The sequence below is a fragment of the Chitinophaga niastensis genome, assembly GCF_003014755.1.
Taxonomy (GTDB): Bacteria; Bacteroidota; Bacteroidia; order Chitinophagales; family Chitinophagaceae; genus Chitinophaga; species Chitinophaga niastensis.
Genome location: NZ_PYAW01000004.1, coordinates 399,006 through 417,665, shown reverse-complemented (window position 1 = coordinate 417,665; position 18,660 = coordinate 399,006). Strand labels below are relative to the sequence as shown.

Sequence of the window (18,660 nt, the reverse complement as noted above, 5' to 3'; positions counted from 1 at the left end):
ATCCTATAATTCAAAAACTTCGTACTCTGTATTGCTGCTAACCGTGACGATATACTCACTCAGCGCTGCTATGTTTTTACATTCAAACAGCTTGCTCACCGGTATATTGATGCTGCGTTGCCTACGAAGCGCCGCCATCAGCCGGATGGCCATCAGCGAGTGACCGCCCAGCTCAAAGAAATTATCGTATATGCCTATCCGTGATACGCCCAACAATTCCTGCCAGATGTTTACCAACAGCTGCTCTGTTTCATTCCGGGGAGCTACATATTCATTGGTTAACGTTGCAGCAGTGTTCATATCTGCCAGCATTTTCTTATCTATTTTTCCGCTGGCCGTTACCGGCAACTGCTCCAGTTCAAGGAATACTGATGGTATCATATACTCCGGCAAATAATCTTTGAGATAAGCAGTAATACCTGTTATATCCAGATTGCCCTGTGGTACGATGAATGCCACTAACCGCTTCGGCGCATGCGCTCCGCCCTCTGTACCGGCTAATACCACCGCCTGTTTTACCAGTTCACATTGTTGCAGTACACTTTCTATTTCACCTAATTCTATACGGTAGCCACGAATTTTCACCTGGTCATCTATCCGGCCCAGGTATTCAATACTGCCATCCGGCAGCCACCTGCCTGCATCTCCTGTGCAATACATTCTGCCACCCCAATGCTGGCTAAAAGGATTGGATACAAATTTTTCTGCCGTAAGATCAGGACGGTTTAAATAACCACGGGCAAGACCCGCACCTCCCACACAAATTTCTCCGATCACACCTACCGGGCATAATGCACCGTCAGATCCGCGGATATATACCTGTACATTGGCGATAGGCTCTCCTATCACTACCACATTATTTTTACGGATAGGATGATCTGTTAAGCTCACGCAAACCGTATTTTCAGTAGGACCATAGGCATTGATCACACGAATACCCTGCTCACGGATATACCGCGCATCTTCCCTGTTTAAAGGCTCTCCGGCCGATACAATGGTTTTTAAGGGGCCTAAATGTTCTTTAATAATATGCTGATAAGAAGGTGGAAGTGTCACTACTGCTATCTCATGTTTGTTAAGCAGCGCAGCAAAACTATCTGCAGATAAAAGATCTTCTTTATGTGGTAATACCAACACACCACCGCTGAGAAGTGTAACAAATATTTCAGAACAGGAGGCATCAAATCCAAAAGAGGCAAATTGCAGCGTTTTCATGCCTGCACTTAATCCAAATGCAGTCGCCTGACTCGACGATAAATTCACTAATCCTTTGTGTTCTATCATTACCCCCTTGGGTTTACCTGTAGAACCTGAAGTATAAATTACATAGACCAGCTGATCAGGTGCAGGTATAGTGGCAACAGCTGTTTTAGCATATCTCCGGATACTGCGCCAGTCATCATCTATGCTAATGATCTGAAGATTTTGTGTTATCGGTAATTTATCCAGGCATTTATTGCTGGTAATAACAATGCTGGCATTGGTGTCTGTCAGCATATAGCTGATACGTGCCGCAGGGTACTCCGGATCAATCGGAACATACGCCCCTCCTGCTTTAAGGATACCCAGTATACTCACTACCATATCAAACGACCGCTCCATACAAACAGGTACCAGCATCTCTTTTGTAACGCCCTGTTTGTGCAGGTAGCGGGCCACCTGGTTAGCACGTTCCTCCAGTTCTTTATAGGTGAGTTTTTCATCATCATATATCAGTGCTGTGGCATCAGGGGTTTGCAGCGCCTGTGCAGTCAATAAATCAACAACTGTTTTATCGGATGGATAAGCCACGGCAGTATCATTAAACGCTGTCAGCAACAACTGTTCTTCAGCAGCAGGAAGCATTTGCAACGTGCCTGCTTTTTGCGCAGGCGTACTTACTATAGATTTGATGAGTTGCTCAAAATGCAGCATCATCCGGTCTATTGTTTCTGCACTAAACAAGTCGCTGCAATATTCTACGTAGCCATTGATACCACCTCCTTCTTCTTCCATCACAAATGTGAGGTCATAGGCAGCCGACATATGCTCCGTTGTTTCACGCAGCAACTGTACTTCTCCTAAGTGCAGATCAGGCGCTTCCGGTGTATTCTGCATTACAAACATCACCTGGAACAAAGGGCTGCGGCTCATATCCCGGCTTTTCACCACGGCCTCCACTATTTTTTCAAAAGGCATATCCTGGTGTTCATAAGCACCGAGCGTAGTTTGTTTTATTTGTTGCAGTAAAGCAGTGAAGGAAGGATTATTACTCAGGTCACTGCGTAAAGCCAGTGTATTTACAAAAAATCCGATGAGTCCTTCTACTTCCTGTTGTGTTCTGCCGGCGATTGGCGTACCTACACAAACATCTGTTTGATGGCTGTAACGGTATAACAATACTTTATAAGCCGCCAGCAACGTCATAAATAAGGTAGTACCCTGCTGTTTTGACAATGCCTGCAATTGTTCTGTCAGTGCTTTATTCAGTCTGAATTTTCCGGTTGCACCATGCATATACTGAACAGCCGGCCGTACAAAATCGGTAGGCAGATCCAGTGTAGTTACCCCCGACAATTTATTTTTCCAGTAATCCAGTTTTTCTTCCAATACCGCACCGGATAAATAATTACGTTGCCAGATAGCATAATCGGCATACTGTATATCCAACACCGGCAACTGTGCGGTGTGGCCTGCGAGATGAGCATCATACAATGCAATTAATTCTTTCACCATAATACCTGAAGACCAGCCATCAGAAGCAATATGATGCAGGGTTACCACCAGTATATGTTCGGAATGATCCAGTGTAATTAAATGTACCCGCAGCATATGATCTGCTGCCAGATCATATGGTGTTGTAATTAACTGTTGTATATAGGTTTGTAAGGAGATACCATTTTCTTTCCAGACAGCATCTGTAACTACCGCCAGTTGCCATTGGTCTTTTTCCAACACCAGCTGATAAGGTAATCCCTCTGTTTCTTTTATCACCGTACGCAGTGCCTCGTGGCGGTTCACGATTGTTTGCAGGGCATACTGCAATGCTTCCTGATGAAGGGCTCCTTTTAACCGCAGTACAGTTGGAATATGATACTGTATTGTACCCTCCAGCTGGTCAATGAACCACAAACGTTCCTGGCTATACGAAAGCGGAATGTAATCGGGCCTCCTGGCAGCGGTTAATGCAGGTACCGTACTCACTTCCTGTTGTTGCTGCAACACGGCAGATAAAGCAGCAATGGTAGGATAGTCGAAAATATCACCAATAGCTACTTCCACGCCCAGCTGTTTTCTTACCGCAGATATTACGCGGATAGCCAGTAGTGAATGTCCTCCCAGCGCGAAGAAATCATCGTGTATGCCTATCCGTTCTACTTCCAGTAAAACAGACCAGATACTCGCCAGGGCCTTTTCCATAGCGGTTTCCGGCATAACACTTTCGGCTCCTGCTGAGATATCCGGATCAGGTAATGCTCTCTTATCTATCTTACCATTTGCCATTAATGGAAAATGGTCAACGGCTATCAGGGCGGCAGGCACCATATATTCCGGTAGCTGTTCCCTCAGATAAGTTGTGATAGCTATACTATCGAAATCTCCCTGTGGTATTATATAACCAATGAGGCGGTTGTTACCGCTGTGATCCTGTTTCGCTACCACTACTGCCTGACTTACCAGCACGCAACCAGTTAAGACGCGGCTGATCTCACCCGGCTCTACGCGATAACCACGGATCTTCACCTGGTCATCAACACGGCCGAGGAAAACAATATTACCGTCGGGCAGATATTTTACCCTATCACCGGTACGATATAATTTTTGTTGATTTTCAGGTGTAAAAGGATCTGTTATAAAACGGCCATCTGTTAATGCTTCATTATTCAGATAACCTTGTGCTACGCCATCGCCGCCAATATACAGTTCACCGGGAACACCTGCCGGGCATAGTTGTCCGTCTGGACTAACTACATAAATACGCGTGCTTGAAAATGGCTTGCCAATAGGTACTACCTGTTCATAAACAGCATCGGATTGTACCACATGCAATAATTTTCCTATAGTCGTTTCCGTTGGTCCGTAGTGATTCACTATTGTGCAATCTGTACCGGAAGAGCGGATATCAGCTATCACCGCTGCTTCCAGCGCCTCTCCACCAAAGATGAGCAACTGTTGCGGCAATAATAAACGACCCGGCTCACACAATGCTTTCCAATGTGATGGAACAATTTTGATACAATCAACCGGATGTGTTGCAAAATAAGTCTGTATACTTTCTGCATCATTGATGGTTGTTTTTGCAAACAAATGCAGGGCGCTACCAGTAACTAAAGCACTGTATAAAACAGTATTACCCAAATCCGTAGCGATACTGGACAGCAGGCCGAATGAACGGCAACTATCTATATTTACATGTGCACGCAGACCTCCCACATAATCCGCCAGGTTGCGGTGCGTAATCAGCACCCCTTTAGGTGTACCGGTACTACCCGAAGTATAGATCACATACAATAACTGATCCGGCAGTGGCAGTATTTCCGGCGGCGTTGTTGGATAAGTGCATATTTTTTCCCAGTCGTCATCCAGCATAACAATATGTGTGGAGATATCGACCGGCAATACAGCACTGGCTGCAGCACTGCTTACGATGACAGTAGCGCCGGTGTCTTCCAGCATATATTTTATTCTTTCTGCCGGAAAATCAGGTTCTATCGGAACATAAGCGCCACCGGCCTTCAGGATACCAAGTATACCTGTTATCATATCCAGCGAGCGTTCTATGCAGATGGGAACCAGTGTATTTTCCTTCACGCCCTTTCTGCGCAGGTGATATGCCAGCTGATTAGCCCGTATATCCAGTTCACTGTAAGTCAGTGAACTCCCTTCAAATACCAGTGCAGTGGCATCCGGCGTAGCAGCTACCTGTGCCTGGAACAATTCAATAAATGTATTATCCTTAGCATATTCAAACAAGCTGTTATTAGCTGCCAGCAGCAGTTCCTGGCGTTCAGGTAATGTCAGCAGATCAAGATCTCCGATAGTAGCATTATCATTATCTAATATTTGCAGCAGCACCTGCTCAAAATGCCGGCTGATTTTATCTACATAAAAAGTAGGTAACAGATCACTGTTATAGGTAAATAACAGGCTGGTTTGCGCGGCAATACCTATGATGATCGTTAAAGGATAGTTTGTATGCGGATGCACCTGTACATCACTGACCTTCAATTCCCAGGTTTTAGATGCCAGCACTGCACTTGCCGGGAAATTCTGGAAAGTGATGGAGCTGTCAAACAGATCGCCAGCTACATTTGCCCATTGCTGTATATCACTGAGTGCAGTATACTGATATTCCCTGCTTTGCAGCTGGCTGGTTTGTAATGCCTCCAGCCAGTGCACAATACTTGTATTAGCTTCCAACCGGGTATGCAATGGCAAGGTGTTGATATACAGCCCCACGCCTGACTCTACTCCCGGCAAATCTTCCGGACGACCGGATACAGTAACACCATATACGATATCATTTTGACCAGTATAACGATATAACAGGTACGCCCATACGCCTTCCATCACAGTACTGGGTGTAATGCGATGCTGATGGGCATAACTGGCCAAACGGGCAGTAGTAGCGGTATCCAGGCCACGCTCCATTCCCTTGTAGGTACCTTCACCTTTTGTACGTGCGGTGGTAGCGTTAATAAATGGCAGCAAACATCCTTCCCCTCTTCCTTCCATGGCACTGCGCCAATACTGTTCCTCCTGTTCTTTATCACGCTGATCCAGGTAACGGATATAAGCTTCATAATGATCTGTTGCAGCTACCGGCACAGGTGCGCCTTTCGACAACAATTCATAAGTGGTTAGTAGTTCTTCCATCAACACCGACATGGACCAGCCATCTGATAATATGTGATGAGATGTCCAGAATGACCTGTAAACATTTTCCCGTATGCGGATCATGTTAAAGCGCATCAACGGTGCAGCGCTGAAATCAAATGCTTTGAGATCATCTGCCTGCGCAAATTCTTTTAATGCCTTTTGTTGTTCTTCCTCATTCAGGTGGCGATAATCATGTATCGTAAATGGTAATGATACTTCACGGTAAACACATTGTACCGGAACCGCAAACGCATCATAGTAGAAGCCACTGCGCAGAATAGTATGCCGTTGCAATAAATGCATCCAACTCTGACGGAAGACTGATATATCCACATCCGTGAGTTCACAGCTGAATTGCTCAATGTAAGCACCTCCTTCCTCATTATACAAACTATGGAACAACATCCCTTCCTGTAAACCACTTAACCGGTATATACTTTCAACCTGGCCACGTCTCGGAGCTCCGTTATAAGGTGCATCTAAAAATTTGTCCAGCTCTTCATTGGTGATTACTGCTCCCAGTCCGTAATCTGATGATGTAAAGACAGGTGCAGTCAGTGTTGTACAGTGTTTTATAAATGATTGCAGGTGCGATAAATAAGTGGCAGCCAATTGTTCAATGCTTTCCACATCAAAATGTTTGCTGCTGTACCGCCATTGGACAATCAGTTCACCGCCCTGGATAATGCTGTCTACCGCTAACTTATCAGTGAAAGGAAAATCTGCTGCAATACCATCACCAGCAGGTTCCGGTGCCATCTTCAGCAAGCCCTGCTCCTTCACCACATTATCTGCTTGCCCCAGGTAATTAAACACAATATCCCAGGGGTCTTTGCCTTGTAAATAATCTGCTTTGCTGATATACTTCAATATGCCATAGCCTATTCCTTTACCAGGCACCTGGCGCAATTGTTCTTTCACCGCTTTCAGCAGATCCCCTATATCCGTACCTGTGGGCACTTCCAGCAATACGGGATACATGGTGGTAAACCAGCCCACCGTATGACTTGTATCAATACCGGTGGCGATGTCTTCACGACCATGCCCTTCCAGTCCTACAACTATTTTGGCCGCATTGCTCCAGGCAGATAAAGTAAGTGCCAGCGCAGCTAATAATATATCATTAACTTCTGTATGGTAAGCACGGGGTACCTCCTGCAATAACTGTTGCGTGTGTAATGCGCTGAGCCTTACTTCCCGGTGACCTATATCCGTTACCGTTACTTTTCCCTCGTATATATTTGCTGTAGGTAAAGGTGTATAATTGGCGACTACTTTTTTCCACCAGGCTTCCTGGCTCAGTAAACGGCGACGATGTCCATAATCTGCCAGTGCCGTGTACCACTGCCGGTAAGAGCTGCTCTTGGGGCCTAATACATCAGCTGTTATACTGGTATCCTCTTTTAATAATAACTCAAGATCTTCCAATAATATTCTCCATGACACACCATCTATTGCGAGGTGATGAATCATGATCAGCAAACGGTTATCAGCTTCTTCTTCCGGTGTCAGAAACAGTACTGTGCGCAGTAATATTCCTTGTTCCACATCCAGGCTGCGATGATAACTGTTGCCATATTCTACTATTTTATCTGCGAGGCTGCCTGATGTTATGGTTGTCAGATCGGCCACTTCCAGCTCTCCTTCCCAGGCGCCATAGGTTTGCTGCCAGCCATGTTCTCCATAAGTATATACAAATCGCAGGGCATCGTGGTACTGAAGCAATGTGCTGATAGCAGCTGATAACGCAGATGGATCAACGTTTTTATCTACAGATAATAAAATACGCTGATTAAAATAAGCATCTGTTAAACCTGTTGTTTCAAAATATCGCTGTTGAATAGGTAATAAACCGCTGCTACCAGCAAGTATGCCCTGTTCGCCGGTAGATACTGTGTGGCTTTGACCGGAGATCAGTGCAGACAAGCGGCCAATGGTCTGATACGTAAAAATGTCGCGGGGTTGCAGCTCATAGCCTGCACGTCTTACCCTGCTCACTACCTGGATCGTTATAATAGAATCGCCACCAAGCTCAAAGAAATTATCGTGTATCCCTATACGTGGTACATTCAGCAATTCCTGCCAGATAGCTACCAGGGCATATTCTATTTCACTGCCTGGCGCTACATACGCATTTGTTATCAATACACCCATATCCGGATCAGGGAGGGCTTTTTTATCGATCTTGCCATTGGTTGTTAATGGCAATTTATCGATGCTGATCACTAATGCAGGCACCATGTAATTAGGGAGTTTCCGTTGCAGATAAGCAAGGATACCTTCCTTATCAAAGTCACCGGCCGGCACTACATATGCTACCAGGCGTTTATGAAGATGATGACCATATTTTTCTGATACCGCTGTTACTACCGCGCGGTCTACCAGGTCGCATTCTTCCAGCACCGTTTCTATTTCACCTAATTCAATACGGTAACCGCGGATCTTCACCTGTTCATCTATACGTCCCAGGTACGCGATAGTGCCATCCGGCAGCCAACGGCATAAGTCTCCTGTTTTATACAGCGTTGCATCCGGAGCGCCGCTAAAATGGTCTTTTATAAATCTTTCATTGGTGAGTACCGGCATATTGAGGTAACCATGTGCTACTTGTACACCACCAATATATAATTCACCGGAAACCCCTACAGGAACCGGTTTCCTGTTAGTATCCAAAATATAAGCGCGTGTATTACCCAATGGTTTTCCAATCGGAACAATATCCTTATTACTTCCGTTATCCGGTGTATATAAAAATTCTGTAGCGGTAACAGTAGTTTCCGTTGGTCCGTACTCGTTATAGAAGCCGGCATATTTACACCAGGCATTCGCCAGTTGTATGCTGCAGGCTTCACCGCCGGATATTACCCGTTTCAAACCACCATAGCTACCGGGTGTAATCGTTACCAGGAAGCCCGGTGTAGTGTGCAGGTGTGTGATCCTTTCCCTATGGAGTAATTGTTCAAATAATTGTTTATCCAGCCGCACATTTTCAGGTATTAATACCAATGTGGCACCACTAAACAGCGCCAGGTATTGTTGTTCTACGGCGGCATCAAAACAATAGTTGGAGAACTGCAATATCCGGTCGTTTTGGTCAACACCAAAATGTTCCTGCTGATAAGTAATCAGGTTCACTACAGATTTATGCGTAATCATTACTCCTTTAGGTTTACCTGTAGAACCCGAAGTATAGATCACATAGGCAAGGCTCTCCGCCGCTGCACCGTTGTATACACGGGTGACAGGCTGGCCGGCATATTGTTGGTCTAATTCATTTGCGTATATCAGCTGTCTTCCGCTATTTAATGCAGTTAACATCGCTGTATGTGCTGCTGTTGTTACCACTACGCCCCTGGCGCCACAATCATTCAATACAAAAGCTATCCTTTCAGCAGGATACTCCGGATCGATAGGCACGTAGGCACCTCCGGCTTTCAGGATACCTAATATAGCCACCATCATTTCCATGGAACGCGCTATACATACAGGTACCAGGCTATTGGCTGCAACACCCTGCGTACGCAGATAATGCCCCAATTGATTGGCGCGTTCATCCAGCTCTTTATAGGTAAGTATGCTGCCATCAAATACCAGTGCTGTGGCATCCGGTGTACGTGCAGCCTGTGCTTCAAACAACTCGGTAATGGTAGCTTCATGAGGATATTCAGCCGCTGTATTATTGAATGTTTCCAGCAGTAGTTGGTATTCGCCGGCTGTGAGCAGTTCAATATCTCCCAGTTTATCTGCCTCTTTGGCTACCACCTGTAACAATACCTGCTTAAAATGCGCTGCTATTGACTCCACATAAAACGGTTCCAGCAGATGCGCGTTATAATCGAACTGGATGGTTATTTCTTCTGCGGCTGCAATCACCACATCTAAAGGATAGTTAGTTTGTTCCCGCACTGCGGCATTTTCTACCTGCAGCTGCCATGATTGGGCAGCCAGCACTTTACTTACCGGGAAATTTTCAAATACCAGTAAACTATCAAACAGATCGCCCTTTACACCTGTCCAGCGTTGAATTTCATTCAAAGGAGTGTACTGGTATTCCCGGCTCTGTAGCTGATCCACCTGCAATGCCTGCAACCAGGTAATGATGTCTGTTTGTTCATTTACCGTTGCCTGCAATGGTATCGTATTGATGTAGAGGCCCACCCGCTCTTCCACACCGGATAAATTTTCCGGTCTGCCTGACACCGTTGCCCCGTACACTACCTGCGTACGACCGGTATAACGATATAACAGGTACGCCCACACGCCCTGCATCAATGTATTAATAGTGATCCTGGCATGTTGTACAAAATGCGTGATCGTTTCCGTAGTAGCAGCATCCAGCTGTAATCTCTCCTGCTTAAATTCACCTGATCCTTTGGTCCGGTCTGCCACTGCGCTTATAAAAGGAAGCAGCGTAGCCTCATTGACGGGTTTCATATAACCACGCCAATATGCCTCTTCCGCTTCTTTATCACGACTCCGGAGATATGATATATAATCTTCAAAGCGGTCTTCTTTAACCGCCGGCAATGATTTCCCGCTGATCAGTAATTCATAGGTATTCAGCAAAGATTCCATCAACAAAGGAAGTGACCATCCGTCTATTAAAATATGATGGAAAGTCCATAACAAGTGGTAATGATTTTCATCCAAACGTATTAATGAAATACGCATCAGTGGTGCAGCCGCAAAATCAAATCCCTGGCGGCGATCAGCAGCTTCCCATTCTTTTATTGCCTGCTCCTGCTCTTCTTTATTATAATGGCGATAATCATGTATTACGATTGGCAACTGCACTTCATGGTATACACATTGTACAGGAATACTGAAAGCATCTGTATAAAAACCACTTCGTAAAATGCTATGACATCTCAGCAAATGCGCCCAGCTTTCGCGGAAGATATCTTCCTGCAGGTCAGTCAACTCAGCTGTAAACTGCTCTACGTAAGTACCTGCCTGTTCATCATATACGCCGTGGAACAACATACCCTCCTGCAGTCCGCTCAATTTGTAAATGCCGGCTACCTGGTTACGTCTGGGTGCTCCATTGTAAAGTGCATCCAAAAATTCATCCAGTGCTTCATTTGTGATCACTCCGCCCAGCCCGTAATCAGACGGCGTATAAGCAGGTGCGGTCTGTACACAATGATTGATCAGCAGTTCCAGGTTAGCCAGGTAAGCAGTAGCCAGCTTTTCTATACCGGCAGCATCAAAATGTTTATGGCTGTAATCCCATTGTAAAATCAGTTCACCACCCTGAATGATACTGTTCACCGCCAGCTTTTCTCTTACCGGGTATGCGTCACCTGTATCTGCACCGGAAGGCTCTTTGGCCATACTTAAATAGCCACCTGTATTTACAGCATTATCTGCCTGTCCGAGATAATTAAATATGATCTCCCATGGATCATTGCCCTGCAGCGATGGGGATTGACTGATGTATTTCAATACGCCATAGCCTAATCCTTTATCAGGTACCTGCCGCAATTGTTCCTTCACATTTTTCAACACGCTGCTTATCTGACTGCTGTCATTTACTTCCAGCAGCACCGGGTACAGGTTGGTAAACCAGCCTACTGTATGACTGGTATCTATACCAGGTGCAATATCTTCACGGCCATGTCCTTCCAACCCTATCAATACTTTTGAAGTATTATTCCAGGCAGATAAAGTAAGTGCGAGTGCACTTAACAGGATATCATTGATTTCAGTATGATAAGTACGCGGCACCTCCTGCAACAAACGTTGTGTTTGCTGCGCAGATAAACGCGATTCGTAATTACGTATATCCGCTCTAGTTATCTCACCGGTATAATTACCAGGTACGTACAGTGGCAGCTTGTTTTCCACTATACGGTTCCAATATGGCTCCTGGCTCAGTAAACGACGACGTTGACTATAATTCACCAATGCCTCATACCACTGCCGGTAAGAGCTGCTTTTGCCGGCTGGTAGTCCTTCCCCGCTTTTCAGCAAGTGTTCAAGGTCTTCCAGCAGGAAGCGCCATGAAACGCCATCCACAGCCAGGTGATGAATAATCAGTAATAAGCGGTTATTCACTTCCCCGCCTGGCATTAAAAATAACACCGGACGGAATAGTATGCCCTGTGTGATATCCAGGCTTTTATGATACTGATCTGCATATGCTGCTAATTGGGTAGCTAACTGATCTGCTGCCACCAATTGCAGGTCTATTATTTCCAGTTTGCTTTCGTAAGCACCGTACTTCTGCTTCCAGCCCTGCTCATCGCGGGTATAGGTAAAGCGCAGTGCATCATGATATCCGGTTAACTGCGATATAGCGGAGGCTAACGTTGAAGCAGCTACGTTTTTATCAATATTTAATAACGCATGCTGATTATAGTGTGCAGTTGTTGATCCTGCTGTTTCAAAATACCATTGCTGAATGGGCAACAAACCACTATTGCCGGTTAATATGCCTTGTTCACCAACAGCAACCTGGCTCTTTCCGGAAGATAACAGTAAAGACAATTCAGCAATTGTTTGGTGTATAAACAAATCACGTGGCTGCAAGGTGTAACCCGCACGTTTAGCCCGGCTTACGACCTGGATGGTGATGATAGAATCGCCGCCCAGTTCAAAGAAACTATCGTGCACGCCTACACGTTCTATGCCCAGTAAATCTTTCCAGATATCTGCCAATATCTGTTCTGTCTCATTTCGCGGTGCTATATAAGTATTGGTTAGCAAAGCACCGGCATCCGGATCCGGTAACGATTTCTTATCAACTTTACCATTGGAAGTAAGTGGTAATTTTTCCAGCTCCACCAACAAAGCAGGAACCATGTAATCCGGCAGTTTTCCTTTCAGATAAGTGGTAATCCCTTCCTTATCAAAATTTCCCTGGGGTACGATGTATCCTACCAGGCGTTTTTTATCGGCACTATCGCCTTTTGCCAGCACTACCGCCTGGCTTACCAGTTCGCATGCCTGTAATACGCTTTCTATCTCACCCAATTCAATTCTGAAGCCGCGGATCTTTACCTGGTCATCAATTCTGCCTAAATATTCTATTGTGCCATCAGGCAACCATCTGCCCAGATCACCTGTTCTGTAAAGGCGGTCTTCATTTTCTTTGCTGAAAGGATGAGGAATAAATTTTGCCGCCGTTAATTCCGGACGGTTTAAATATCCTCTTGCCAGACCAGCTCCGCCCACATACATTTCCCCGGCCACCCCTATTGGCGCCAGCTGCTGATAAGCATCTAATACATATAAACTTAAAGTAGGAATAGCTTTACCAATTACACTACTGCTGCTCAAACGGGTAACATCCAGTTCCTGGTAAGTAACATGCACAGTAGTTTCTGTAATACCGTACATATTAATAAGCCGGCTGTCGGCGTACCGTTGCAGCCATGGCTTTACCTTTGCAGGGTTCAATGCTTCACCGCCAAAAATAACGTAGCGCACGGGTACAGTGTCGGTGTTGGCAGTGAGGTAATCCTGCAACACATAAAATGCTGATGGTGTTTGATTTAAGATAGTGACGCCTTTGGCTTTAATGAGCTCTCCAAATGCCATGGCATCCTGCGCAATATGCTTAGGCACCACAATCACCTTTCCACCATAGAACAAGGCGCCATACATTTCCCAAACAGAGAAGTCAAAACAGAAGGAGTGAAACATCGTCCACACATCTGATGCATTGAAATCATATAATGGCACATCTGTTTCAAATAATCTCACCACATTTCTATGTTCAATCATCACGCCTTTGGGCTTACCGGTAGACCCGGAAGTATAGATTACATATGCCAGGTGTTCGGGACGGATGATAATATCGGGCGCAGTTGTTGGGTACCGGCTGATGATAGTAAGGTCACCATCCAGGGTAATAATATCAATGGTGGTGGTGAAGCTGTTTACACAGGTGTTGCTGCTTACAATAACAGTAGCATTGGTATCTTCCAGCATGTACTCAATGCGCTCCGCCGGATAATCCGGGTCCATAGGCACATACACGCCACCTGCTTTTAATATGCCGAGTATACCAATGATCATCTCCAGAGATCGTTCTATACAGATGGGCACAAATGTTTCGGCCTCCACACCTTTGCTGATCAGGCAATGCGCCAGCTGTGATGACCGTTCGTCCAGTGTTTTATATGTCAGCGTTGTTTCTTCAAATATTACGGCTACTGCATCCGGCGTAAGTACTGCCTGACTGCTGAATAAGTCTACAATATTTTTATCAAGCGGATAACCTGTCAGGCTGTCGTTAAAGGTGATCAGCAATTGTTCTTCCTCACTGAACGGTAGCATTGGCAAGCTGCCGATCAGTGCTGCCGGCGTGTTTACCACAGACCGTAACAATTGTTCAAAGTGGATAGTCATCCGTTCAACTGTAGCTGCATCGAACAGATCAATACAATATTCTACATCAGCAGTGATGCCATCCGGGTTTTCCTGCAGAATAAAAGTGAGGTCAAATTTTGTAGTACTGTTAACCGCCGGCTCAGACAATACAACTACATCGCCTAAACGAAGATCTCCCACATCAGGCATATTCTGAAATGCAAATACTACCTGGAATAAAGGGCTCCGGCTCATGTCCCTGTCCTTTACCACCATCTCTACCACTTTTTCAAAAGGCACATCCTGGTTATCGTATGCGCCCAGCATGGTTTGTTTTACCTGTTGCAGTAAAGTGGTAAATGACGGATTGTTACCCAGGTCGCTGCGCAGTGCCAGGGTATTTACAAAAAAGCCTGCCAGTGCTTCAGTTTCCTGCTGCGTTCTGCCAGCTATAGGAGTCCCTACACAAATATCATCCTGTCCGCTGTAACGATATAACAATACCTTGAAAGCAGCCAGCAATGTCATAAACAAAGTAGTGCCCTGTTCCAGCGACAATGCCTGTAACTGTGCAATCAGCGCAGCATCCAGCCGAAATAAACTGGTAGCGCCACGGGTACTTTGCATAGCAGGCCGTACACGGTCTGTTGGCAGGTTTAATGCCGCTACCCCATTCAATTTATTTTTCCAGTAGTCCAGTTGCTGATGTAAGATGCCACCGGATAAATGTGTCCGTTGCCAGATAGCATAATCGGCGTACTGCACTGCTAATGTGTTCAGCTGCGGTGTGCGGCGGCTGGTATATGCTGTGTATAATTCTTCCAGTTCGCGGATGATAACACCTACCGACCAACCATCTGATGCAATGTGATGCATTACTACCGCCAGTATATATTCTCCGTTGTTTTGTATGATTAACCTGGCACGCAGCATATAGTCGGCAGACAAATCAAAAGGCGTGGCAATAAATGATTTTATTGCTGCCTGTAATGCATCCACATCGATGGCGTCATTGATGATCGTTAACTCCCAGCCATCTTTGTCTTTTATCCGCTGGTACGCACTGCCATTGGTTTCTTCCACCACCGTGCGCAGCACTTCATGCCTGTTTACAATTGTTTGCAGCGCATCTGACAAAGCAGTAATATCCAGGTTTCCTTTCAGGCGGAAAACAGCAGGTAAATGATAATGTACACTTCCTTCCAGCTGATCAATAAACCATAAACGTTCCTGGCCAAACGAAAGCGGTATCTGCGGCGGACGCGGATATACTTCCAGCGCAGGCAACAGCAGCTGTTCACCGGAATGTGCTGCTGCTATATATGTTGCTAATGACGCAACGGTAGCATGCAGAAATAAAGATTTTACAGACACTTCCCGCTGCAGTTTTTTCCGTAAAGCAGACATCATGCGCATAGACAATAAGGAGTGTCCACCTAATTCAAAGAAATTATCGTGTATGCCTACCCGTTGTATACCCAGCAACTCCTGCCAGATGTCTGCCAGCACCTGCTCTGTTTCATTACGGGGGGCTACATACTCCCTGCTGGCAAGCGCGCTTCCATCAGGGTCTGGTAAGGCTTTTTTATCTATTTTACCGTTAGCTGTCAGCGGGATTTTTTCCAGTTCCACCAACAGGGCGGGTACCATATATTCAGGTAATTTATCTTTCAGATAAGCGAGTATAACTGCTTTATCAAATGTGCCGTTAGGTACAATGTATCCTACCAGCCACTTATTACCGTTATCATCTGCTTTTACCAATACTACTGCCTGATTTACCTGGTCACATTGTTGCAGTACATTTTCTATTTCTCCCAATTCTATACGGTAGCCGCGGATCTTCACCTGTTCATCTATACGGCCCAGGTATTCAATATTGCCGTCGGGCAGCCATCTGCCCAGGTCCCCGGTTTTATACAGGCGGCCACCCGCAGGGAATGGGTTAGGGATGAATTTTTCTGCTGTTAATTCCGGCCGGTTTAAATAGCCTCTTGCCACACCGATGCCGGATACACAGATTTCTCCGGGTACGCCTACAGGGCACAGCTGCTGCGTCTTGTCCAATACATACAACTGTAAATTTTGTACGGGAGCGCCCAGCGGCACATTGCTGCGGGCAGGTGTTTCATACATGATATAATGACAAATATCATCGGAGGCTTCCGTTGGGCCGTAAGCATTCACCACAGGAATGTAAGGATAGCTTTTAAACCATTGTGCCAGCAGGTGCTGACTCACCGTTTCTCCTGTTACCAATAAAAATTCCAGGGACGTTAAAGCCACTGGCACGTTTTCCTGCAATACAGCCGCCAGGTAAGAAGGCACTAATTCCAGGATGGTGACTTTGTTTTTGTCTACGTCCGTCATCAATACCGCCGGGCTGAAAATAAGATGATCCCGATATATAATAGTTGTACCTCCGCACAACAATGCAGCGAACATCTGCCACACAGAAATATCAAATGTATAGGCAGCTGTATAAGCAACAATGGATGCATTGTTGAGCCGGAGGTCATTTATTTTAGCATACAAATGATTGAGCATGCCGCCATGTTCTACCATCACGCCCTTGGGCAAACCAGTGGAGCCTGAAGTATAAATGACATAAGCCAGATCATGCGGCAGCGGCGCCTGTGCGAGGGCACGAACCGGTTGCTCACTGATTACTTCCCTTTCATCATCCAGTGCAATGACGCGGATAGCTGTTACTGCGGTGATTTTTTCTTTTACCTGGTTACTACTAACCACTACGCCTGCACGACAATCTTCCAGCAAATATTTTATCCTTTCAGCAGGATACTCCGGATCGATTGGTACGTATGCACCACCTGCTTTCATAATACCCAATATGCCAACCAGCATACCCGGTGAGCGTTCTATGCAGATGGGTACCAGCGAATCAGTTTTAACACCCTGTTGCCGGAGCAAATGCCCCAACTGGTTGCTGCGTTCATGTAAAGCCCGGTAAGAAAGCGTTTCTCCTTCAAAAACAATGGCCGTTGCATCCGGTGAATGATTTGCCTGCGCTTCAAATAAATCAACCAGTGTTTTGTCCTGCGGATAGATAGTAGCGGTATTGTTGAAGTTGATGAGCAACTGTTGCTGTTCTCCGGCCGTCAGCATGGGTAATGTACCAATGCTTGCCGCAGGAGATTGTAACACTGCCCGCAACAACTGTTCAAAATGTTCCATCATCCGCCCGATAGTGGCCTCCTCAAACAGGTCAACACAGTATTCTATCGTGCCATGGAGGCCATGAGGCGTTTCATGTATAAATAATGTTACATCAAATTTAGCGGTATGATGATCTGTTGTTTCCTGTAACAGGCTTAATTCTCCCAGGCGCAGCTCCGGTACATCCGGGGTGTTCTGTAATACAAACATCACCTGGAACAAAGGCGTACGGCTCAGATCACGTTCTTTTATCACCGTTTCCACTACTCTTTCAAATGGCAATTCCTGGTGATCATAAGCACCCAGCATCGTTTGTTTTACCTGCTGCAACAATGCTATAAAGGAAAGATGGTTGCCCAGCTCACTGCGCAAGGCCAGGGTATTTACAAAGAAGCCGATCAGCGACTCTGTTTCCTGCATTGTTCTTCCCGCAACAGGCGTACCTACACAAATATCTTCCTGTCCGCTGTAACGGAATAACAATACCTTAAAAGCTGCCAGCAGGGTCATAAACAAGGTAGCATCCTGCTGCAGTGAAAATGTTTGTAATTGTGCCGTTAATTTTTCATCCAGCCGGAAATAAGCATTGGCACCGCGCGTACTTTGAATAGCCGGCCGCGAATGATCCAGTGGTAAGTTTAATGCAGGTACCCCCGACAATTTTTCTTTCCAGTAATTCAACTGTGATTCCAATATGCTACCGGATAAATGTGTGCGTTGCCAGATGGCGAAGTCAGCATACTGTACATCCAATGCGGCTAATGATGCTTTGCCACCAATAGCATAAGCGCTGTATAATGCTTCCAGCTCACGAATAACAATGCCTACCGACCAGCCATCAGATGCGATGTGATGCATGATAACCACCAGCGCATGTTCCTGTTCGCCCTGCACCACCAGGTACGCACGCAGCAGGTGATCGGCGGACAAATCAAAAGGCGCTGCTATTAATGATTGCACCTTCGACTGTAAGGCGGTTTCATTATTCCTATATAATGGTTCATCAATTATTACCAGTTCCCAGAGATCATTATCCAATATCTGCTGATGCAGGATACTATCCGCTTCCACAATTACGGTGCGCAATGCTTCGTGGCGATTAACGATTGTTTGCAACGATTTTGCCAGCGCAGCGCGGTTAAGATCTCCCCTGAGCTTAAATACAGCGGGCAGATGATATTGCACACTGCCATCCAGCTGATCAATAAACCATAAACGTTCCTGTCCGAATGAAAGGGGTATTTGCAACGGACGGGGGCCGGCTTCCAGCGCAGGCAATAATTGCTGCGCATTTGTTGCAGCACCGGT

At 45.8% G+C, this 18,660-nt stretch carries 1 pseudogene; it reads right to left on the bottom strand.

From position 1 onward, the window contains the following. Positions 1-3: 3 nt before the first annotated feature. Positions 4-18,609: pseudogene (locus tag CLV51_RS20410) on the bottom strand (non-ribosomal peptide synthase/polyketide synthase); the annotation flags it as partial. Positions 18,610-18,660: the final 51 nt, after the last annotated feature.